Source organism: Actinomadura montaniterrae, assembly GCF_008923365.1.
GTDB classification, from domain to species: domain Bacteria; phylum Actinomycetota; class Actinomycetes; order Streptosporangiales; family Streptosporangiaceae; genus Spirillospora; species Spirillospora montaniterrae.
On record NZ_WBMR01000015.1, the window covers coordinates 18,470 to 36,859 of the forward strand.

Sequence of the window (18,390 nt, forward strand, 5' to 3'; positions counted from 1 at the left end):
GCGGGGTCAGCGGCCGCCGAGGAGCATGGTGATCTCTGCGCAGGTCCGCAGGACCAGCGGGCGGATCCGCTCCAGCAGGCGGTCCGTCGAGACCTCGGTGGCGGGCACCGCCACGTTCACCGCCGCGACGACCCCGCCGGACGCGTCCCGGACGGGCCCCGCGACCGACCGCAGCCCGTACGCCAGCTCCTCGTCCTGAAGGGCCCAGCCGCGCTCGCGGATCTCGGCGAGCGCGGGACGCAGCTCGTCCGGCGAGGCCAGCGCGTTCGGGCCCGCCGTCCCGGCGAACGAGTCGCCGGTCAGCACGCGGTCCAGCTCGTCGCCGTCCAGGTGGGCGAGCAGCAGCTTGCCCATCGACGTGCGGACGGCCGGAAGCCGCGACCCCACCTGGATGTTCGCCGTCACCAGGTCGTTGTTGCGCAGCCTGACCAGGTACAGCACGTGGTCGCCGGACAGCACGCCGAGGTTCGCCGTCTGCCCGGTCGCCTCGACGAGCCGGCGCAGCGGCCCCTCCGCGAGCTGCACGAGGTCGAGGCTGCGCAGCGCGGAGAACCCGAGCGTGAGCACCTTCGGCGCGGGCCGGTACGCGCCGTCCGGGAGCTGCTCGAGGAACCCCTCGGCGGCGAGCGTGGCCGCCATCCGGAACGCGGTCGGCATCGGCAGGCCCGTCTCGGCGACGATGTCGGTCAGCTTCATCGCAGGACGCTGCTCGGAGAACAGCCCGAGGATGCGCAGCCCCTTCGCGAGCGCCTCGACGTGGTAGGCGCCCTTGGGACGGGCGCCGCCGCCGGCCCGGCGGGGCGTCGTCTGGTCACGCGGCGGCACTGCGGCTCACTTTCCGCGCACGGCTCACTCCCCGCACGCTGGTCTGCCGCATCATCGTAGTCAGGACAGGGACGGCAGGTGGGAGGCGATCAGGTCGCGGCAGGGGGCCAGGGCGCAGAGGAGCAGGGCCACCGCCTGGTAGCCGGGCAGCGAGCCGCCGGGCGGCGGGGCGAGGGCGCGCTGCGCGGTGAAGAACAGCTGGTCGGGGACCAGCGGCGTCCAGTGCACGCGGTCGAGGTCGTCGGGGTCGGCGGCGCCGGAGGGACGCCCGATGTAGGCGGGGTTGCGGGCGATGTCGTGTACGACCGTCCAGGACCAGCGGGGGCCGCCGCGTGGCGCCGGGACGCCCCGCGCCTCCAGCTCGCGCAGGATCCCCGCGATCGCCTGGCCCTGCGCCGCGCGGCTGATGATCTCGCGGACGACGCTCGCCTGCGGCTCGACGGGGAGCTGCGTCACGTAGTTGCCCTGCGCGTCGTCGATGCGGCGGTACCCGTACGGGACGGCGTTGCGTCTCGGCACTACGGTCTTCCTTCCCCAGCCGGATCCATTGCATTATGCAATAGTCCGCCGTCAGCGGGGCGCGGCGCCCGGACGCAGCGGGGTGGTCGAGACGTGGCCGCCGCCGCAGACCACGCCCTGGTTCCAGGCGACGGCGAGGTGGGCGCGCTCGTCCGGCGGGGTGATCCAGACGAGGCCCGGCGTGGGGGCGCAGGCCCCGTGCACGGGCTCGCGCGCTCCCGGGACGACGGTCCATTGCAGGCGCGCGTAGGCGCTGCCGCCCGGCCGGAGGACGACGGTCTGCGGGCCGGGCGGGGAGAGCCGTTCGAGGTTCGTCTTGATCGGATGGTCGGACGCCGTGAGCAGCAGCATCCCGACGTAGCCGCGGACGTGGCAGGCCGAGCCCGAGGTGTTCGTCAGCGTGAGGAACGCGAAACGCTGCCCGGCCGCCGGTCCCGCGGTGCTGATGCGGACCTTCAGCTCGTCGGTGCGGCACCGGCCCGAAGCCTGGGACGGCCCGGACGTGCTCGGCGGCGCGGACGCCGTAGGCGCGCCGGTGCCAGGTGGCGGCGGTGTGGGGGTCGCCGTCCTGGAGGGGGCCGGTGACGCGCCCGAGCCTCCTCCTCCGCAGGCGCACAGTGCGGCGGCAGCGGCGGCGATCGTCAGCGCGGACGCCGGCGTGACGCTCCTTCGCGCTCGCACACGCCCTCCTCACGTCGGGATGTGCCCTATATGCCCGGTGCCGGGCCCACCCATGATGGCCCGGCACCGGCCGTTCGGGCCCCCGCCGCGAGGAAAGCGTCGCCCCGGGGCAAGGAGCGCGGTGCGTCAGCGCGACGTGATCGGCTGGTCGGACGGCGACGCCGACGTGGACACGTCGAACTGGAGGCCGCCGGGCGCCGCGGACACCTCCACGTGCCGGCCGTGCGCGAGGTCCCCGGACAGCAGCAGATCGGACAGCTGGTCGTCCACCTCCCGCTGGATGGTGCGGCGCAGCGGGCGCGCGCCGAACTCCGGCTGGTGCCCGCGCTCGGCGATCCAGTCGACCGCCTCCGGGGTGAACGACACGGTCACGCCCTGCGCGCGCAGGCGGCGGCGCGTCTCGTCCAGCAGCAGGTCGGTGATCTGCCGGAGCTGCCCCGCCTCCAGCCGCTGGAACACGATGATCTCGTCGATCCGGTTGAGGAACTCGGGCCGGAACGACTCGCGCAGCCGCCGCATGATCCGGTCGCGCAGCGCGGTGTCCTCGCCCTCCCGGCCGCCGAACCCGATCTCGGTCCGCCCGGTGATCAGGTCGGAGCCGAGGTTGCTCGTCATGATCACCACGGTGTTGCGGAAGTCGACGGTGCGGCCCTGCGCGTCGGTGAGCCGGCCGTCGTCGAGCAGCTGCAGCAGCACGTTGAACACGTCCTGGTGCGCCTTCTCGATCTCGTCCAGCAGGATCACCGAGTACGGCTGCCGCCGCACCGCGTCGGTGAGCTGCCCCGCCTCCTCGTAGCCGACGTAGCCGGGCGGCGCGCCCATCAGCCGGCTGACGGTGTGCCGCTCCTGGAACTCGCTCATGTCGAACCGGATCATCCGGTCCTGGCTGCCGAACAGCGCCTCGGCGAGGGCCTTCGCCAGCTCCGTCTTCCCGACGCCGGTCGGGCCGAGGAACAGGAACCCGCCGATCGGGCGGTCCGGGTCGCCCATCCCGGCGCGGGACCGCCGGACGGCCCGGGCGACCGCCGCGACCGCGTCCTCCTGGCCGATCACGCGCTCGTGCAGGTGCTCCTCCAGCCGGGACAGCCGCTCCCGCTCCGCCTGCGTCAGCTGCGTCACCGGCACGCCGGAGATCCGCGACACGACCTCCGCGATGTCCTCGGTCGTCACCTCGGGGACGCCGACCGGCTCGTGGTCGTCCCGCATCCCGGCGAGGTCGGTCTGCAGCCGGTTGATCTCGTCGCGGAGCTCCTTGGCCTTCTCGTAGTCCTCGTCGGCGACGGCCTGGTCCTTCTCGCGGCGCCGCCGGTCGAGCCGGTCCTCCAGCTCGCGGCGGCCGCCGTCGCGCGTCCCGGACCGCAGCCGCACCCGCGCGCCCGCCTGGTCGATCAGGTCGATCGCCTTGTCCGGCAGGAACCGGTCCGTCAGGTACCGGCTGGACAGGTCGACGGCCGCGACCAGCGACTCGTCGGTGTAGCGGACCTGGTGGTGCGCCTCGTACCGGTCCCGCAGCCCGCGCAGGATCTCGATGCTGTCGTCGGTGGACGGCTCCGGCACCATGATCGGCTGGAAGCGGCGCTCCAGCGCCGCGTCCTTCTCGATGTTGCGGCGGTACTCGTCGACCGTCGTCGCGCCGACCACGTGCAGCTCGCCGCGCGCCAGCGCGGGCTTCAGCATGTTCCCGGCGGTCATCGCGCCCTCGGCCCCGCCGGCGCCGACGAGGGTGTGGATCTCGTCGATGAACACCACCAGCTCGTCGGCGTGCTCGCGGATCTCGTCCACGACCTTCTTCAGCCGCTCCTCGAAGTCGCCCCGGTACCGGGTGCCCGCGACGACGCCGGACAGGTCCAGCTGGACGATCCGCTTGTTCCGCAGCGTCTCGGGGATGTCGTCGTCCACGATCCGCTGCGCGAGGCCCTCCGCGATCGCGGTCTTGCCGACGCCCGGGTCGCCGATCAGCACCGGGTTGTTCTTCGTGCGGCGCGACAGGACCTCGACGGTCTCCTCGATCTCCTCGTCCCGGCCGATCACCGGGTCGATCCGGCCCTCCCGGGCCAGCGCGGTCAGGTCGCGGCCGAACTCGTCCAGCGTCGGGGTGTCGGACCGGCCCTCGCCGCCCCCGTTCGCGGGCGGCTGCCCGCCCCCGCCCGCCGCCGACTTCAGCGAGTCCGGCGTGACGTGCGCCGCGTCGAGGATGCGCCCCGCGCTCGACCCCCGGTCCAGCGCCAGCGCGAACAGCAGATGCTCAGGGCCGATGTAGGACGACCCGAGCGCGCGCGAGACCTGGTGCGAGTCGAGCAGCGCGCGCTTGGCGGCCGGCGTCAGCTCGGGCTGCACCTCCCGCGGCTCCCCCCGGTACGCGTGGTTCTCGATCTCGTGCTGGATCGCGTCCGGGTCGGCGCCCGCCCGCTCCAGCCAGTGCCGGGTGCCCTGCTGCCGCGTCGCCGCCCACAGCAGGTGGTCGGCGTCGAGGTCGCGGCTGCCCCACTGCGCCGCCTGCGTCGCCGCGTCCCGGACGAGCTCGCGCGCGGGCTCGCTCATCAGCCGGGCGAGGTTGATCCGCTCGGTCGGCCGCCGATGCGCCCGGGTCCCGAAGAACCGGGCGAGCATCTCCTCGAACGGGTCCATCCCGCCGGATCCGTACCACGCCGTCATTGAGAGCCTCCCGTCCCCGTGCTTGGTCCCACCATGGCAACGAGTGGACCGTGCCCGCGCGCATCCGCCGGAAACCCCAGGTGGGAGGCGTGTGGCGGGCTAGGGGAGGCGGGAGCCGGGATGGATGAGGTTGACCGACAGGAGCAGCTCGCGGTCGGCGAGGATCTCCTCCGGGGCGCCCTCCGCGACGATCCGGTGCTCCTCGGAGAACACCACGCAGCGGTCGGCGATGCGGGGCAGCACGTCCAGGTCGTGGGTCGCGTGCACGATCGTCTTCCCGGCCGCGCCGAGCTGCTCGATCAGGTCGGTGAGCCAGTACTGCGAGCGGGGGTCGAGGGCCGCGGTCGGCTCGTCGAACAGCAGCACCTCGGGGTTCGTGGCCAGCACCGACGCGATCGCGACGCGCTTCTTCTGCCCGCCGGACAGCTGGAACGGCGCCCGGTCCGCCAGCGCCGCGATGTCCAGCATCGCGATCACCTCGTCGACCCGCGCGGACGCCTCGTCCGGGGCCAGCCCGAGCTGCAGCGGGCCGAACGCGATCTCCTCGCGGACGTTCGGGGAGAACACCTGCGCGTCGGAGTTCTGGAACACGAACCCGACCCGGGACCGGAACGCCTGCGAGAACTGCTCGTCCTCCAGGGTGTCCTCGGTGACCGGATGCCCGAACGCGGTGAACGCGCCGGAGCTCGGGAAGACCAGCCCGTCCAGCAGCTTGAGCAGCGTCGACTTGCCGCAGCCGTTGGCGCCGAGCAGCGCGACGCGCTCGCCGGGCCGGACCGTCAGCGACACCCCGTCCAGCGCCGGATACCGGTCGAGGTAGGAGTAGCTGACATCACGGCATTCGAACGTGACGTCCGTGGCGAGGGTCTGCGGTGCCGCTTCAGCTTCCAAGAACGTGGTCCCCGATGAGAATCGCCGCGGCGAGCGCGGCGCAGCAGAGGGCGGCGGCGATGTCGAGGCCCCTCAGCCGGAACGACTGGAGGGTCTTGGCGTCGCCGCGGTAGCCGCGCGCCGTCATCGCCTGGTGCACCTCTTCCGACAGTTGGTTCGCCTTGCCGAACAGCGCGCCGCCGCTGGCGCCGAGGAAGGCGCGGGCGCCGCCGTCGTGCTTGGCCGCCCCGATGGTACGGGACGTCCGCGCCTGGTACATGTCGGTGACGGTGTTGAGCAGCAGGAAGATGTACCGGTACGCCATCCCGATGATCAGGATGAAGATCCGCGGGACGCCGACGGAGCGCAGCGCCGCGAGCAGCCGCACCCACGGCGTCGTCAGCGTCAGCAGCACCACCAGCGAGATCGACACCGCGACCCGGCTGACGATCAGACCCGCCGACGTCAGGCCCTGGCTGGTGAACCCCTCGGCGCGGCCGTGCCAGTGCCACAGCGTCAGGACGACGTCCCCGTGCGTCACGACCGACAGCGTCGCGGGCAGCACCATGATCCCCGTGAAGATCGGCACGAACAGCCAGACCCGCTTGACGAAGAACCCGACCGGCAGCCGGGACGCGGCGGCGAGCGCCAGCGTCACCGCGTAGACGGCGACGAGCGTCGCGATGTTGCGGGCGAGCCCCGCCGCGACCAGCAGCACGATCACCGACAGGAACTTCACCCGCGGGTCGATCCGCTGGAGCAGGCCGTCCTGCCGCGCCGTGTCGTCGCTGAACATCACCTGGCGCAGCAGCCCGGCGCCGCCGTTCAGCGTCTTGCGCAGGTAGCTGCCCTTCTTCCGCTTGCCGACGCACCCGCAGGGGCACATCCCCAGCTCCGGCTGCAGCAGCCACTGCGGCACCTGGACCCGCTCGGAGACGGCCGCCTGCTCGCTCACGACTGCTCCACCGTCTCGTGCCGGCGGGACGCGCCGCGCCGCGCGGCGATCCAGCGGACCGCCATGGTGATCAGGAAGATCGCGGCGCCGACGATCGCGATCCCGACCACCGCGGAGACGATGTAGCCGATCGTCGGGTGCGCGTCCGAGGTGAAGTCGTAGCCGTTGAACAGCGCGTGGTGCCAGAAGCCGTTGTACTTGTTCAACCCGCTCGGCACCGCCGACAGGCCGTACTTGTGCAGGTCGAGGTCCTCGGGGGCGTCCTCGCCGAACGCGCCGCCGGGCGCGAGCAGCCCGAGCGGGGTCAGCACGGCCATGACCGCGACCGCGCCGAGCGCGACGTACAGCGGACGGACACGGCGCGGCCCCGCGGGCTTCTCGCCGGGCTTCTCGCCGGGCGCGGCAACGCCGGCGTGGTTGACGCGCAGCAGCGGGACGTTGGCGCGCTGCAGGTACGCGACGACGCCGCCGGTCAGGATGCCCTCGGCGATGCCCGCGATGGTCAGGTGCGCCAGCATCATCGCGGGGATCGTCTGGTCCAGGTGGTACGGCGCGTACAGCGGCGCGCCCGCCGAGTTGTGGAACAGGTCGGGCTGGACGCCGAACTCGATCGCCGCCGCGAACGCCGCCGCGTTGATCCCCGCGTACCCGCCGGCGGCCGCGGCGAGGGCCCGGCGCGGCGCGGTCAGCTCGGACCGCCCGGCGATCAGCTTGTAGACCCCGTACCCGGCGAACGGCGCGAGGACGGCCATGTTCGCGCAGTTGAAGCCGAACGCCAGGACGCCGCCGTCCCCGAACAGCAGGGCCTGGAACCCCAGCGCCACGCTGACCGCGAGCACCGCCGCCCACGGCCCCAGCAAGATCGCGATGATGGTGGCGCCGATCGCGTGCGCGGTGGTGCCGTCCGGGATCGGGATGTTGAACATCATCACCAGGAAGCTGACGGCGGCCAGCACGGCCAGCGTCGGCACGTGCCGGTTGCGGACCACCCGCTGCACGCGGCGGACCGCGACCGCCCAGGCCGGCACGGCGATGACGTAGCCCACCGCGCAGGTCTGCGGACTGAGGTATCCGTCCGGAATGTGCATGCCCACCCACTCACGCTCAACGGCGCACAGAAGCCGCAGTTGCCACCTTCTCGCAATAAGGTAGTCGAACCCGGGACACCCGGCCACAGTCGCCCCGCCAGGTAAGCCCACTGCGACCCTTTGGCCACTCCGCCCCCTGCCGCCCGCCCCCTGCCGCCCGCCCCCGGCCACTCACCCCGCGCCGCTCGCGCCCGCGCCACTCACCCCCGCGCCGCTCGTGCCCGCGCCGTTCGCGCCTGCCGCTCAGGCGCCCCGCCGCCCCACGGGCTCGGGTTCAGGCGGGCTGGCAGTGCCGGCACCACACGGTCATCCGGCCGGACGCGCGCCGCCGCGACAGCCGCGTCCCGCAGCGCGGGCAGGTGCCGTCGGGGTCGTCGCGGGCCCCGGTCAGCCAGGTCCGGCGGGGCGGTACCCGCTCCGCCTCGATCGACGCCCGCAGGACGTCCCGCATCGCCTTGTGCAGCGCCTTGATCCCGTCCTCGTCCAGGTCGCGGGCCTGCCGCAGCGGATCGATCCGGGCCCGCCAGCAGATCTCGTCGGCCAGCAGGTTGCCGAGCCCGGCGATCACCGACTGGTCCGTCAGCGCGGACTTGAGCCGCCCGCGGCGCTTCGCCAGCAGCCCGGCGAGATCGTCGCGGGACAGGTCCAGCGCGTCCGGGCCGAGGTCGGCCAGGCGGCGCTCCGCGTCCCGCTTGTCCCGGGCGAGCCGGACGCCCTGCAGTTTGCGCATGTCGCGGAAGCGCAGCTCACCGCCGTCGAGCCGCCACACGACCCGGTCGTGCCGGTGCTCCGGCTCCCCCGCCGGATGCCACGACAGCGATCCGGTCATCCCGAAATGGAGGATCAGCACCGGGCCCTCGGCGGGCGCGATCAGCCATTTGCCCTGCCTGCGCGGCTCCTCGAACCGGTGCCCGCGCAGCGCGCGCGCCAGCCGCTGCGCGCCCACCCCGCGCAGCACCCCGGCGTCGCGCACCTCGACGGACCGGATCCGGTCGCCGGCGTGCTCGGCGAGCACCCGGCGGAACCCCTCGACATCGGGCAGCTCCGGCATGCCGTCCCCATACCCGGTGTGCGCGTTCCGCGCCCCGGTTTGTCACCGTTGGCCATAGCCCGGGGCCCCGCGCGGGGTTACGTTTCGGTAGGCCGAATCCGAAACGATCGCTATTCGATTCGACGTCGCATGCCCGACCACCCCACCCCCCGGGAGCCCCCATGCGCCGCAGGCCCGCCGCCGTCGCGCTCGCCACCGCCCTCACCCTCGGCCTCACCGCCGCCCCCGCGCTCGCCACGCCCGGACCACCCGTCTCGCCGTCCGCCGCGGCCGCCCTCGAAGCGGCGAAGCTGCCCAACTTCGACCCGCTCACCCCGTCCGCGAACCCCGTCGAGCTGACCAGCGACCCGCACGACCTCGGCAAGGTCACCTACACCTACAACGGCCAGACGCACACGGTGCGGGACTACCTGAACCGCGCCGCGCAGGGCTTCGTCGTCCTGGACGGAAGCAAGATCGTCGACGAGTGGTACGCCCCCGGCTACTCCCAGGACTCGCTGTTCCAGTCCTGGTCGATGGCCAAGTCCTACACCGCCGACGCGATCGGCGTCGCCCTCGGCGAAGGCAGGATCCGCTCGATCGACGACACCGCCGGCGCCTACGTCCCCGAGCTCGCCAACACCGCCTACGGGGCCGTGACGATCCGCAACCTGCTCCGCATGGCGTCCGGGATCGCCTGGAACGAGACCGTCGACGACGTCCCGCTGCACGTCGGCGTCAGCCTCGGCCTCTACAGCACCCTTCAGTTCGCCGCGACGCGCACCAAGGCCGTCGACCAGGGCACCCAGTTCAACTACACGAGCCTGAACACCGCCGTGCTCGCGCTCGTCCTCCAGCGCGCCACCGGCCAGCCGTACTACCGGTACCTCCAGGACAAGATCTGGGGCCCCGGCGGCATGGCCGCCACCGCCTACGTCGGCAACGACTCCCACGGCGACGCCCTCGGCTACTGCTGCATCTACGCGACCGACCGCGACTTCGCCCGCATGGGCAAGCTCATGCTGGACGGCGGGCGCGGCGTCGTCCCGGCGTCCTGGGTGGCGCAGGTGGGCACGCCGTCCGGCGTCAGCCCGTCCTACGGGCTCGGCTGGTGGATCGACGGCACGGACGGCTACTACGCCAGCGGCCTCGGCGGCCAGCTCATCTACGTCTCGACGAAGTACCACGTCGTGATCGTCAAGAGCACGTTCCTCAACCCGGACGAGGGCGAGACCCTGCCCGCCTTCCGCGCCGTCGCCGCCGAGGTCGCCCGCACCCGCTGAGCCCGCCCGTCACTCCGCCACGTGCGGATTGACGAACACGTCCTTGATCTCCGCCGCCGTCAGGTCCGTGCGCCCGGTCAGGTCGTTGCGCGGATCGGCGAACCGGAACCGGTACCCGCCGGGAGGCAGATGCCCGATCTCCCACCAGTTCCCGTCCAGGTCCTTGAGGTAGAACGAGTACACGCCGTGCTGCCGCACCGGCTTGTTCAGCTCCTTGACGCCGTACTCGTCCGCGACCTCGCTGATCGCCCGGTACGCCTCGTCCACTTCCTCATCGCTGCCCACGTCAAGCCCATTGTGATAAAGCAGCGGCATATCCGGCCGGTCCGGTTTCGATTCCACGCACACATACGTGTGGTCGCCACCGAGGCGAATGTAGAGCGCCGCCTTCATCGGCTGGACGACCTCCAGCCCGAGGACCTCCTCGTAGAAGCGGCGGCTGGCGGCGACATCGGTGATCTTGAGCGTTCCGTGGGACAGGAACCGCGTCTTCACCGCGGGTTCCTTCGACGAACGCTGCGTGATCCCGGGCATGGACGTCTCCATTCACCATCGACGGCGATGCCCCCATTCCATGCCAGCCGACGACCCATGTCCATAATGTCGAAAAAACAAGCACCCTCCCGCGGCCCCCTCCCATCCCGCCGCCCTCAGGTTCATCCGCGCCAGGCGAGCAACCTGTCGACGTGTCGCCGCCGCAGCCCTTCGGCGGGAGAGACGGGGACGAGGCGGATACCGCGATGCGGCCAGGCCTGGCGCCGGGCCCTGAACGGGATGACGTCGTCCAGCCAGGCAAAGCGGCGCCCGTCCGCGTGCCGGAGGATCGGCGCCCATTTCCGCATCCGGGGGAGCTGCGTCACCGGCAGCCTCGGATCGTCGGGCCGGTACCTGTAGGCCGTCAACGCCACGTAGGGCAGCTCGGGCAGCCCGAGAAGAGGACCGATATAGGTGTTGGCGTGCTCCTCCCAAGTGCTCGCCCAGACCAGTTCGTAACACTCCCCCAGCTCGGCCAGCCATTCGGCGTGCTCACCCGAAAGGCGGACGGTGATCCGGATGCGGTGCTCGGCGAAGTCCTCCGGACGGCTGGGCGCCTCCGGATTCAGCACGCCGTCAATGTCCAGGTACAACACAGGCTTCGCCGAGGGTCGGGTGCCCGGGCGCGGGATTCCGCCGATGCCCCACGTCATGGGCAGATCATGCCGCACGGCCATTGCGCTCTCCGCGCCGTCTCGCCATTCGGGGGTTCTGAGCGCTGCGGTTTTGAGGACGTCGAGGGGGTTCACCGGGCGGCGTGGTCGCGGATGGACGCGACGGAGACGCCGCCGTCCGGGTGGCAGGACGGATCCGGGTCGGACGGCTGGACGACCGCCAGCGCGCGGAGCGCGGCGGACCGGGCGAGGGCCCGGTCGGGGCCGAGGATCCGCGCCGCCCACATCTGCGCGTCCGCGTCTAGCCGAGACCTGCGGGTATCGCGCGGATCACGAGGTGGCGGTGGCGGTCAGGCGGGCGTAGGCCAGTACGTGGGAGCCCAGGGCGAAGGACACCAGGGCCGGGCTCGCGGTGGCGGGGACGCCGGCGTCCGGGACGTCCAGGGCCAGCACGGTGATCTCGTAGTGGTGCGGACGGTCCCCGGCGGGTGGGCAGGGGCCCAGGTAGCCGGCGGTCCCGGCGTCGTTGACGCCCGCGGCGGCGCCGACCGGGACGGACGTGGCGGTGGCGGGCAGGTCGCGCACCGACCAGTGCCAGAAGCCGCTGCCGGTGGGGGCGTCGGGGTCGAACATGGTGACGGCGAAGCTCCGCGTCCCGGCGGGGGCGCCGGACCAGGACAGCCGGGGCGGGACGTTCCCGCCGGTGCAGCCGAACGCGTCGGCGTACGAGGCGGCCGGGAACGTCCCGCGGGCCAGGTCGGGGCTGGTGACGCGGAAGTGCGCGGCCTGTTTCGGGATCGCGGTGCGTACCTTGTGGTACCCGAAGGCGGGGGCGGTCTGGGCGGACGCGGCGGTCACGGACGCGGCGGTGACGGCGGCGACGGCGGCGGCGGTCAGGGCGGTGACGACTCGTTTCCTCATGGCCGCAACGATCCCGGCGTCTCGGAGGCTGGTACAGGTCGTCCGCATCCTGGTACGCGGAGTGCCACCCTCACCGGCCCGGAATGCGCCATCCTGGGACGATGACGGCACGGCGCGGCGAACTGGCGGCCTTCCTGCGGGCCGCGCGGGAACGGGTCCGCCCGGCGGACGTGGGGCTTCCCGACCTGGGGCGCCGCCGCACGCCCGGCCTGCGCCGGCAGGAGGTCGCGGAGCTCGCGGCGGTGAGCGTCGACTGGTACGTCCGGCTGGAGCAGGGCCGGGTCGGGACGCCAGGATCGGGGGTGCTGGACGGTATCGCGGCGGCGCTGCTGCTGTCCCCGGCGGAGCGCGTCCACCTGCACCTGATCGCGCGCGGCGAGGCGCCGCCGCAGCAGCACGTCCCGGCGCCGCTCGGCGGGAGCCTGCGCGCCGTCCTCGACGGGATGCCGCTGCTGCCCGCCTACGTGGTGGACTTCCGGTTCGACATCCTGGGCCGCAACGCGGCGGCGGCCGCGCTGTTCGGCCCCAAGTTCGGCCACGGGCGGCTCGGCAACACGGCCCGCATGCTGTTCCTGGATCCGGAGACCCGCGAGACGAACCTCGACTGGGCGGCGTTCGCCGCCGAGATGGTCGGCAACCTGCGCGTCAACCAGGCCCGGCACCCGGACGACGCGCACCTCGCCGAGCTGATCGCCGAGCTGCGGACGGCGAGCCGCGAGTTCGCGGCGTGGTGGGACGACCAGCACGTCCACGAGCGGTCGCGGGGCACGAAGCGGATCCGGCACGCGACGGCCGGCACGATGACGGTCGCCTACGACATGCTCGCCGCGCTGGACGGCTCCGACCAGCGGCTCTTCGTCCTCACCCCGGCGGACGAGCCGGCCGAGCGGGCGCTGCGCACCCTGGTCGCGGCGCACGCCACCGCGCTGGCCAGCGCCGGCTGACCTCGCGGCCGCCGGCCGCGCGCTAGATCGGGAGGGCGCCGCGCGGGTGGCCCTCCTCGCGGCCGGTGGCGGTCAGGGCGAGGACGCCGTGGCCCTCGACCCGCGTGCCCGGTCCGAGCGCGGACGGGTCGACGGACGCGCGGGCCGCGATCTCCGGCGCCTCGCAGGTGTCCGGGACGCCGAGCTCCGCCTTGACCTGCTCGTAGCGGGCGCGGAACGCCTCGGAGTCGGACGTGTCGACGCCGTCGAAGGCGTCGTCGGGGAACCCGTCCTCATGCGGGAGCAGGTAGCCCTCCTCGGCGGGGTGGCCGGTGCCGACCTGGTCGTCCTCCTCGAAGGCGTCGTAGTACCGGACGACGCGCCCTTGCTCGGCGATGCACCACGCCGTCCAGCCGTCGCCGCAGCTCGTCCCGTACCAGTGGGCGGCGCCGAAGCGGGCGCTCAGCCGCTCGCACCAGGCGAGGACGGTGTCGCGCAACTCGGTGTCGTCGTCGTCACCCCCGGGGCAGCCGAACACCAGCGTCCAGCCGTCGAAGCGGGGCGTGACGTACATGCGGCGGCTGTCGATCCAGCCCCAGCCGTGGTGCTCCTGGCCCCAGGCCGCCGCGCCCATCCGCATCGTGACCGGCTCGGGGTCGGAGAGGCCGAACGCGTCGAGGACGGCGTCCTGGTCGCCGGTGGGCAGCGCGAACCACGAGCCGTCCAGGTGCATCGGCTCGGGGACCTCGTCCCGCATCTTGATCCGGACGAGCCGGCGCACGAGGGCGAGGTCGCGCTCGTCCAGCGCCTCCGGGCCGCCCGCGGACGCGAGCGCGACGAGGGCGGGGCGGCGCAGCCGGCCGGCCGTGCGGGACCGCCGGACCTCCCGGAGCAGCGGCACGACCTCCGGGCCGAGCTCGTCCAGCGCCCATTGCGCGCGCTGCCGGACGTCGTCGTCGGGGTCGGCGAGCATCTCGATGAGGCGCGGAGCGTACGGGAGCGCCCGCTCGCCCTTGAGCTGCATGACGTAGGCGGTGTTGCTCCGCACCTCGGGGCTCGGGTGCCGCAGGCCGGGCTCGAACGCCGCCAGGTCGTCGATCTCCAGCCCGCTGTACGCCCAGCCGGCGCGCCGCGCGACCTCGTGCGCCGGCGCCGCGGCCATCGCCTCCATCAGCGGTTCCAGGGCGGGACGCCCGATCCGCCGCAGGACCGTGGCACTGGTGGACCACTCGACCGGCGACTCCTCGTCGCACAGCGCGTCCAGGACGGGCCGGACGGCGGGCGCGCCGAGCGCCACCAGCTCGTCGGCGGCCGCCCGCTGCGTCTCCGTGGCGGCGAGCCGCCGCATCAGTTCCTCGATGCTCACGCGCCCCGACGGTATCGGTGGTCTAGGACATTTGTCCCGGCCGAAGGTGCGCGGAACGGCTCTGCCGCCGGTTCCGGTGCGGGCGGCACGATCGGGATGTCAGCAGGACGCGCACCCGAAGGAGCGGACATGAACGCCACCCTCACCCGCCGGCAGGCCGCCGCGGAGCCCGCCCGGCAGGACGGGCTGGACGCGATCAAGCCGCTCCCGATCTGGTTCTTCGCCTTCGAGGGCGTGCTCGGCGCGGCGTACGACATCTGCCACGCGTGGCATTCCGCGTGGATGGTCGTCGCCGGGATCGCGGCGGTGAACGCCGTCCTCGGCCTGACGGTGCTGCGCCGACGGATCAAGCTCGTCAAGGCGATGCTGAAGAACGGCCGCACCCGCGTGATCGCGTTCGGGCTGATCGCGCTGCGGATCGGGCTGCACGTCGTCCTCGGCGCTGCCGGCGCCGACGTGACCGGGACCGCCGCGCACCTCGCGCTCGCCGGGGTCATGGCCGCCGCGACCGTCGCGCTGCTGTGGTTCGACCAGCGGGTCACCTTCCGCGCCCTCGGCCTCGCGACCCGCTGACCCCGCCGGAAGGGCGGCGTCCTCCGGGACGCCGCCCTTCTCATGCGCTCAGGTGCCGGTAGGCGGCGAAGTGCGCGGCACCGGCGGGCGACGCCATGACGGCGATGACGAACGCGGTGGTCAGGATGGAGCAGAGGCCGAGCGCGGCGACGCCGGGCGACGGGTGGTTCACGAACGGCCCGGTCACCACCAGGAGGAACGCCTCGTACCCGGCGACGCAGCCGCGCGTGCTCGCCCGCCGGCCGCGGAACGCGGCGGCCAGCGCGACGGCCGCCGCGGCGAGCGCGAACGGGTAGACGGCCAGGAACATCATCGCGGCGCCCACGCGGGCCTCGGCGCCGGTCGCCGCCTCCCCGTACGCGACCATCGCCGCCCCGGCGGAGACGAGCAGCACCGCCTGCGCCCACAGGACGGCGCGGGCCGCGACGACCAGGCGGCGGCCGAGGACGGGGCCGAGAAGGGGCGTGCGATCGCTCATGCCCGCCACGATGCCGCACCGGGCCGTCCGGGCACATGAGCGCTCCTACTCAGTTACCCGCGAGTAGGAGGCCGGGACGGTCAGGAGCCGAGGATGTCCGCGAGCACGGCGGCCTGGCTGTGGTCGACGTCCTTGGTGGCCGTGAGCAGCGTCAACGGGCCCGGATCGGCGTCGCCGCGCAGGCGGTCGAGGGCCGCGGCGCGCTCGGGGTCCGCCAGCTCGGCGCCGTAGCGGCGCCGGAACTCCTCGAACCTGTCCACATCGTGCCCGTACCACTTGCGCAGCTCGGTGGACGGGGCGACGTCCTTCTCCCACCGGTCGAGACGGGCCTTCTCCTTCGACAGGCCGCGCGGCCACACGCGGTCCACCAGGACCCGCTCGCCGTCCCCGTCCGTGGCGCCGTCGTAGACCCGGCGCACCCTCACGTCACGTCCCATGAACCCGTTCATACCCGCTACCCGGCCGCCACGAGCCCCGGGAAATGTCGGACACCCGGCGCACACTCGGGCCATGAGCGCCCGGACACCGCTGTGGCGGCTGACGCCGGCGCAGCGGCTGCTGGAAGGCGGCGCGCTGCTGAACTCGGTGGCCTTCTTCGCCGCCATGCCCTTCGCACCCCTCTACATGAGCGAGCACACCGGGCTCGGAAAACCGGCCGTCGGCGCGGTGGTCGGCGCCGTCGCGCTCACCGCCGCGTTCGGCGGCCTCGCGGGCGGCGTGCTCGTCGACCGCCTCGGCGCGGTGCCGCTGATGCGGGCCGGGCTCGTCCTCCACGTCGCCGTGTACGGGCTGCTGGCCGCCGCGCGCGCCCCCGCCGCGATCGTCGCGCTGTTCCTGATGCTCGGCGCGGCGCGCCTGCTGGTGGAGCCGGGCGCGAAGAAGCTGCTGTCCCACGCCGCCGACGAAGAGGGGCGGATCTTCCGGATCCGGTACATGACGCTGTGCGCCGGGGCGATCGCCGGGCCCGCGATCGGCGGCGTCCTGTACCACGTCGGCGCCGTCGCGTTCTTCGCCGTCCCGGCCGCCTTCTACCTCGCCTACCTGCTGCTCGTCCTGGTGCGGAACCGGGAGCTGGCGGCGCTGCACCCGGCGAGCGGGGACGGCGACGCGTCCGCCCCGTCCACGCTCCAAGCGCTCGGCGCGACGCTGCGCGACCGGCGGCTCCTCGCGGTGGTCGCCGGCGGCGTCCTGGTGTTCTTCGTGTTCTCGCAGCTGGAGTCGATGATCCCGCTCTACATGAAGGGCCGGTACGGCGACCGCGCCGAGGGGTACTTCGCGGCGCTGTTCATCACTAATGCCGTCCTGGCCTTGCTGTTCCAGCTCCCGATCGACCGCGTGTCCGGCTGCCTCGGCCGCACCACGATGGTCTGGGCGGGCGCGGCGGGCTTCACGCTGGCGTTCGGCTGCTTCTGGGCGAGCCCCGCGGGCCTCGCCTGGCTATACGCGGGCATTGTGTTCTGGACGGTGGGCGAGGGCGTCCTGCTGCCGATGCCGGACATGGCCGTCCACGAGATGGCGTCCGACGAGCTGAAGGGCGCCTGTTTCGGGCTGTCGGAGGTGCGGCAGCTCGGGTTCTTCCTGGGGCCGGTCGCGGGCGGGTTCCTGCTGGACGCGGGGACGGCGCTGTACTTCGCGGTCATGGGGACGTCCATCTTCCTGTGCGTCCCGCTCCTCGCCCGGCGCACCGGGCGCCCGCTGCCGGAGCCCGCGCCGGTCTGACCGGAGTCAGTCGAAGTGGAAGGCGTGGTGCTCGGCGGCGGTGCGGCGGGCGAACTCCCCGGCCAGCGCGCGGCCGAGGACGTCGTCGTCCGGCCGGTGCCGCTCCAGGTACTCCAGGGCCTCGGCGAGCTCGCCGGCGGTGAGGCGGCGGAGCGGCTTGCCGGTCCAGCGCGGGTGCGGGACGTTCGGCCGGCCGGGACGCGGGGCGGGCGGGAGGGCGCTCACGGAATTCGGGCCTTTCGGTTGCGACCGCGCGGCGGCCGGTGCGGAATGGTCGGTTCGAATAGGATCGGCGGGTGCATTGGTGGAGCCAGCAAGCGTGCGACGCGGCTGCGGAGGCGCAGGCCGCGGACCCGTCGCCGGCGAATCTCATGGCGGCCGCGCAGGTGCAGGCGATGATCTCGATGGCGGAGGCGCTGCACCGTATCGCCGCGGTGCTGGAAGAGCGGGGTGAAACGGCGCCGCCGATCCCCCGGCCGAAATAGCGCGGGCAATGAAATACCGGTGTGCCCCGGGCGAGGGGCACACCGGTTCTCACCGAGCGTCAGACATCGCTGAACGATTTGCGTTCGCTCCGGCCGTTCGCGTGCGGGGCGAGCCGGGAGGTCTTGCCGAGCGGCGGCCGGGGCGGCGGGACGGACGCGGGCTCGGCCGGCGGGTCCGGCTCGGCCGCGACCGACGCGAGCCGCTCGTCCTCGGCGGGGCGGCGCTCCTCCTGCGGCCGGTCGCGCAGCCGGCGGGCGGCCTGGCGCAGCGCCCGCTCGCCGACCAGCCGGGTCAGCTCCAGGCCCCAGCAGTCCAGCTTGTCGGCGTCGGTGAGGTCGTCGCGGGCGCTGAGCTCGGCGGCGAGCCCGCCGAGCCGCTGCGCCTCGGCCAGGTCGAACTCGCGCAGCAGGTGGCAGCAGAGCTCGGCGAGCGCGGCGTGGTCGCGCTCGAACGACAGGTCCGCGAGGTCGTTGTGGGAGAGCCGGCTGAGGGCGCGCTTGCGCTCCAGCTCCCCGTCGGCGATCCGCAGGATCCCGTTGAGCAGGGCGATCGGCCCGGTGCCCGGCGTCGAGGTCTGCGCCGGGGCGAACGACATGCGCAGCACGGCCGCGGACCCGAGCCCGGCGGCGATCACGTGTACGACCAGCAGCGCGGTCGGCGGCATCGTGTAGGGCAGCCCGAACCGCCAGCCGGCGGCGGTGACCGCGATCAGCGCGACCACGGACGCGCCGGTGTTGACCAGGGCGAACAGCAGGCCGCCCGGGGACAGCAGCGCCGCGACGGGCTTGTCGCGGTAGCGGGCGACGAGTTCGGCGACTCCGATCGCGCCGCCGATCAGGGCGGCGAGGAACATCTCGATGATCATGACCT

At 73.4% G+C, this 18,390-nt stretch carries 22 protein-coding genes; 5 read left to right on the top strand and 17 right to left on the bottom strand.

Translation table 11 applies throughout. The features are described from left to right. Positions 1 to 6: 6 nt before the first annotated feature. The 8 genes from F9B16_RS08095 to F9B16_RS08130 all read right to left on the bottom strand — a co-directional run bounded on the left by F9B16_RS08095 (position 7) and on the right by F9B16_RS08130 (position 8,644). Positions 7 to 825: an IclR family transcriptional regulator gene (locus F9B16_RS08095; protein WP_225991457.1), complete on the bottom strand. Its 819-nt coding sequence runs from the start codon at positions 823 to 825 to the stop codon at positions 7 to 9. A 60-nt stretch (positions 826 to 885) separates the two neighbouring features. After that, entirely contained in the window at positions 886 to 1,344 is a 459-nt protein-coding gene (locus F9B16_RS08100; RefSeq protein ID WP_151539363.1) for a recombinase family protein, read from the bottom strand. Positions 1,345 to 1,395: 51 nt separating this feature from the next. Further along, positions 1,396 to 2,025 (bottom strand): DUF4232 domain-containing protein, encoded by a 630-nt coding sequence (locus tag F9B16_RS08105; protein ID WP_151539364.1) that lies wholly within the window; start codon positions 2,023 to 2,025, stop codon positions 1,396 to 1,398. Positions 2,026 to 2,151: 126 nt separating this feature from the next. Then, positions 2,152 to 4,680: an ATP-dependent Clp protease ATP-binding subunit gene (locus F9B16_RS08110; protein WP_151539365.1), complete on the bottom strand. Its 2,529-nt coding sequence runs from the start codon at positions 4,678 to 4,680 to the stop codon at positions 2,152 to 2,154. A gap of 99 nt (positions 4,681 to 4,779) precedes the next feature. Continuing rightward, the gene (locus F9B16_RS08115) at positions 4,780 to 5,571 is read right to left on the bottom strand and encodes an energy-coupling factor ABC transporter ATP-binding protein (RefSeq protein ID WP_151539366.1); all 792 of its coding nucleotides are present in this window, start codon (positions 5,569 to 5,571) and stop codon (positions 4,780 to 4,782) included. After that, a complete protein-coding gene (cbiQ, locus tag F9B16_RS08120; RefSeq protein ID WP_225991458.1) occupies positions 5,561 to 6,505 on the bottom strand; it encodes a cobalt ECF transporter T component CbiQ in 945 nt (314 codons plus the stop codon). The genes F9B16_RS08115 and cbiQ overlap by 11 nt, the downstream gene beginning before the upstream one ends. Continuing rightward, a complete protein-coding gene (cbiM, locus tag F9B16_RS08125; RefSeq protein WP_151539431.1) occupies positions 6,502 to 7,593 on the bottom strand; it encodes a cobalt transporter CbiM in 1,092 nt (363 codons plus the stop codon). The genes cbiQ and cbiM overlap by 4 nt, the downstream gene beginning before the upstream one ends. 274 nt (positions 7,594 to 7,867) lie before the next feature. Then, complete coding sequence (locus F9B16_RS08130) at positions 7,868 to 8,644, bottom strand: Fpg/Nei family DNA glycosylase (RefSeq protein WP_151539367.1); 777 nt, start codon at positions 8,642 to 8,644, stop codon at positions 7,868 to 7,870. A 161-nt stretch (positions 8,645 to 8,805) separates the two neighbouring features. Between F9B16_RS08130 and F9B16_RS08135 the strand changes: the two genes are divergently transcribed. Then, complete coding sequence (locus F9B16_RS08135) at positions 8,806 to 9,906, top strand: serine hydrolase domain-containing protein (RefSeq protein WP_151539368.1); 1,101 nt, start codon at positions 8,806 to 8,808, stop codon at positions 9,904 to 9,906. Positions 9,907 to 9,915: 9 nt separating this feature from the next. On the opposite strand, the gene F9B16_RS08140 is transcribed toward F9B16_RS08135, so the two are convergent. The 4 genes from F9B16_RS08140 to F9B16_RS08150 all read right to left on the bottom strand — a co-directional run bounded on the left by F9B16_RS08140 (position 9,916) and on the right by F9B16_RS08150 (position 11,975). Further along, a complete protein-coding gene (locus F9B16_RS08140) occupies positions 9,916 to 10,440 on the bottom strand; it encodes a VOC family protein (RefSeq protein WP_192808665.1) in 525 nt (174 codons plus the stop codon). Positions 10,441 to 10,562: 122 nt separating this feature from the next. Further along, complete coding sequence (locus F9B16_RS08145; protein ID WP_225991459.1) at positions 10,563 to 11,189, bottom strand: HAD domain-containing protein; 627 nt, start codon at positions 11,187 to 11,189, stop codon at positions 10,563 to 10,565. Then, positions 11,186 to 11,341, bottom strand: coding sequence for a hypothetical protein (locus F9B16_RS50730; RefSeq protein WP_192808666.1), 156 nt, complete (start codon positions 11,339 to 11,341; stop codon positions 11,186 to 11,188). The genes F9B16_RS08145 and F9B16_RS50730 overlap by 4 nt, the downstream gene beginning before the upstream one ends. A gap of 43 nt (positions 11,342 to 11,384) precedes the next feature. Next, positions 11,385 to 11,975: a YbhB/YbcL family Raf kinase inhibitor-like protein gene (locus F9B16_RS08150; protein WP_151539370.1), complete on the bottom strand. Its 591-nt coding sequence runs from the start codon at positions 11,973 to 11,975 to the stop codon at positions 11,385 to 11,387. A 101-nt stretch (positions 11,976 to 12,076) separates the two neighbouring features. Here F9B16_RS08150 and F9B16_RS08155 point away from each other — a divergent pair, with 101 nt between their 5' ends. After that, entirely contained in the window at positions 12,077 to 12,919 is an 843-nt protein-coding gene (locus F9B16_RS08155; protein ID WP_225991460.1) for a helix-turn-helix transcriptional regulator, read from the top strand. 22 nt (positions 12,920 to 12,941) lie between these two features. Here the strand turns inward: F9B16_RS08155 and F9B16_RS08160 are convergent, their stop codons facing one another. After that, complete coding sequence (locus tag F9B16_RS08160; RefSeq protein ID WP_151539372.1) at positions 12,942 to 14,264, bottom strand: HEAT repeat domain-containing protein; 1,323 nt, start codon at positions 14,262 to 14,264, stop codon at positions 12,942 to 12,944. Between the two features lie 129 nt (positions 14,265 to 14,393). Between F9B16_RS08160 and F9B16_RS08165 the strand changes: the two genes are divergently transcribed. After that, positions 14,394 to 14,837 carry a hypothetical protein gene (locus F9B16_RS08165; protein WP_225991461.1) on the top strand — a complete coding sequence of 148 codons (444 nt, stop codon included), beginning with the start codon at positions 14,394 to 14,396 and terminating at the stop codon, positions 14,835 to 14,837. 40 nt (positions 14,838 to 14,877) lie between these two features. Here F9B16_RS08165 and F9B16_RS08170 read toward each other — a convergent pair whose 3' ends face one another. Further along, positions 14,878 to 15,315: a hypothetical protein gene (locus F9B16_RS08170; RefSeq protein WP_151539373.1), complete on the bottom strand. Its 438-nt coding sequence runs from the start codon at positions 15,313 to 15,315 to the stop codon at positions 14,878 to 14,880. An 80-nt stretch (positions 15,316 to 15,395) separates the two neighbouring features. After that, the gene (locus tag F9B16_RS08175) at positions 15,396 to 15,752 is read right to left on the bottom strand and encodes a DUF488 domain-containing protein (protein WP_151539374.1); all 357 of its coding nucleotides are present in this window, start codon (positions 15,750 to 15,752) and stop codon (positions 15,396 to 15,398) included. A gap of 73 nt (positions 15,753 to 15,825) precedes the next feature. Here F9B16_RS08175 and F9B16_RS08180 point away from each other — a divergent pair, with 73 nt between their 5' ends. Beyond that, complete coding sequence (locus F9B16_RS08180; protein ID WP_151539375.1) at positions 15,826 to 17,034, top strand: MFS transporter; 1,209 nt, start codon at positions 15,826 to 15,828, stop codon at positions 17,032 to 17,034. Positions 17,035 to 17,040: 6 nt separating this feature from the next. Here the strand turns inward: F9B16_RS08180 and F9B16_RS08185 are convergent, their stop codons facing one another. Continuing rightward, complete coding sequence (locus F9B16_RS08185; protein ID WP_151539376.1) at positions 17,041 to 17,259, bottom strand: hypothetical protein; 219 nt, start codon at positions 17,257 to 17,259, stop codon at positions 17,041 to 17,043. Between the two features lie 71 nt (positions 17,260 to 17,330). On the opposite strand from F9B16_RS08185, the gene F9B16_RS08190 reads away from it, so the two are divergent. Next, positions 17,331 to 17,519: a hypothetical protein gene (locus F9B16_RS08190; protein WP_151539377.1), complete on the top strand. Its 189-nt coding sequence runs from the start codon at positions 17,331 to 17,333 to the stop codon at positions 17,517 to 17,519. Positions 17,520 to 17,578: 59 nt separating this feature from the next. Here F9B16_RS08190 and F9B16_RS08195 read toward each other — a convergent pair whose 3' ends face one another. Continuing rightward, entirely contained in the window at positions 17,579 to 18,385 is an 807-nt protein-coding gene (locus F9B16_RS08195; RefSeq protein WP_151539378.1) for a hypothetical protein, read from the bottom strand. Positions 18,386 to 18,390: the final 5 nt, after the last annotated feature.

Coding starts and splice junctions, on each gene's coding strand:
- F9B16_RS08155 (WP_225991460.1), top strand. CDS start 12,077: ATGACGGCACGGCGCGGCGAACTGGCGGCCTTCCTGCGGGCCGCGCGG.
- F9B16_RS08195 (WP_151539378.1), bottom strand. CDS start 18,385: ATGATCATCGAGATGTTCCTCGCCGCCCTGATCGGCGGCGCGATCGGA.
- F9B16_RS08130 (WP_151539367.1), bottom strand. CDS start 8,644: ATGCCGGAGCTGCCCGATGTCGAGGGGTTCCGCCGGGTGCTCGCCGAG.
- F9B16_RS08135 (WP_151539368.1), top strand. CDS start 8,806: ATGCGCCGCAGGCCCGCCGCCGTCGCGCTCGCCACCGCCCTCACCCTC.
- cbiM (WP_151539431.1), bottom strand. CDS start 7,593: ATGCACATTCCGGACGGATACCTCAGTCCGCAGACCTGCGCGGTGGGC.
- F9B16_RS08180 (WP_151539375.1), top strand. CDS start 15,826: ATGAGCGCCCGGACACCGCTGTGGCGGCTGACGCCGGCGCAGCGGCTG.
- F9B16_RS50730 (WP_192808666.1), bottom strand. CDS start 11,341: ATGTGGGCGGCGCGGATCCTCGGCCCCGACCGGGCCCTCGCCCGGTCC.
- F9B16_RS08165 (WP_225991461.1), top strand. CDS start 14,394: ATGAACGCCACCCTCACCCGCCGGCAGGCCGCCGCGGAGCCCGCCCGG.
- F9B16_RS08170 (WP_151539373.1), bottom strand. CDS start 15,315: ATGAGCGATCGCACGCCCCTTCTCGGCCCCGTCCTCGGCCGCCGCCTG.
- F9B16_RS08175 (WP_151539374.1), bottom strand. CDS start 15,752: ATGGGACGTGACGTGAGGGTGCGCCGGGTCTACGACGGCGCCACGGAC.
- F9B16_RS08110 (WP_151539365.1), bottom strand. CDS start 4,680: ATGACGGCGTGGTACGGATCCGGCGGGATGGACCCGTTCGAGGAGATG.
- F9B16_RS08150 (WP_151539370.1), bottom strand. CDS start 11,975: ATGAGGAAACGAGTCGTCACCGCCCTGACCGCCGCCGCCGTCGCCGCC.
- F9B16_RS08140 (WP_192808665.1), bottom strand. CDS start 10,440: ATGCCCGGGATCACGCAGCGTTCGTCGAAGGAACCCGCGGTGAAGACG.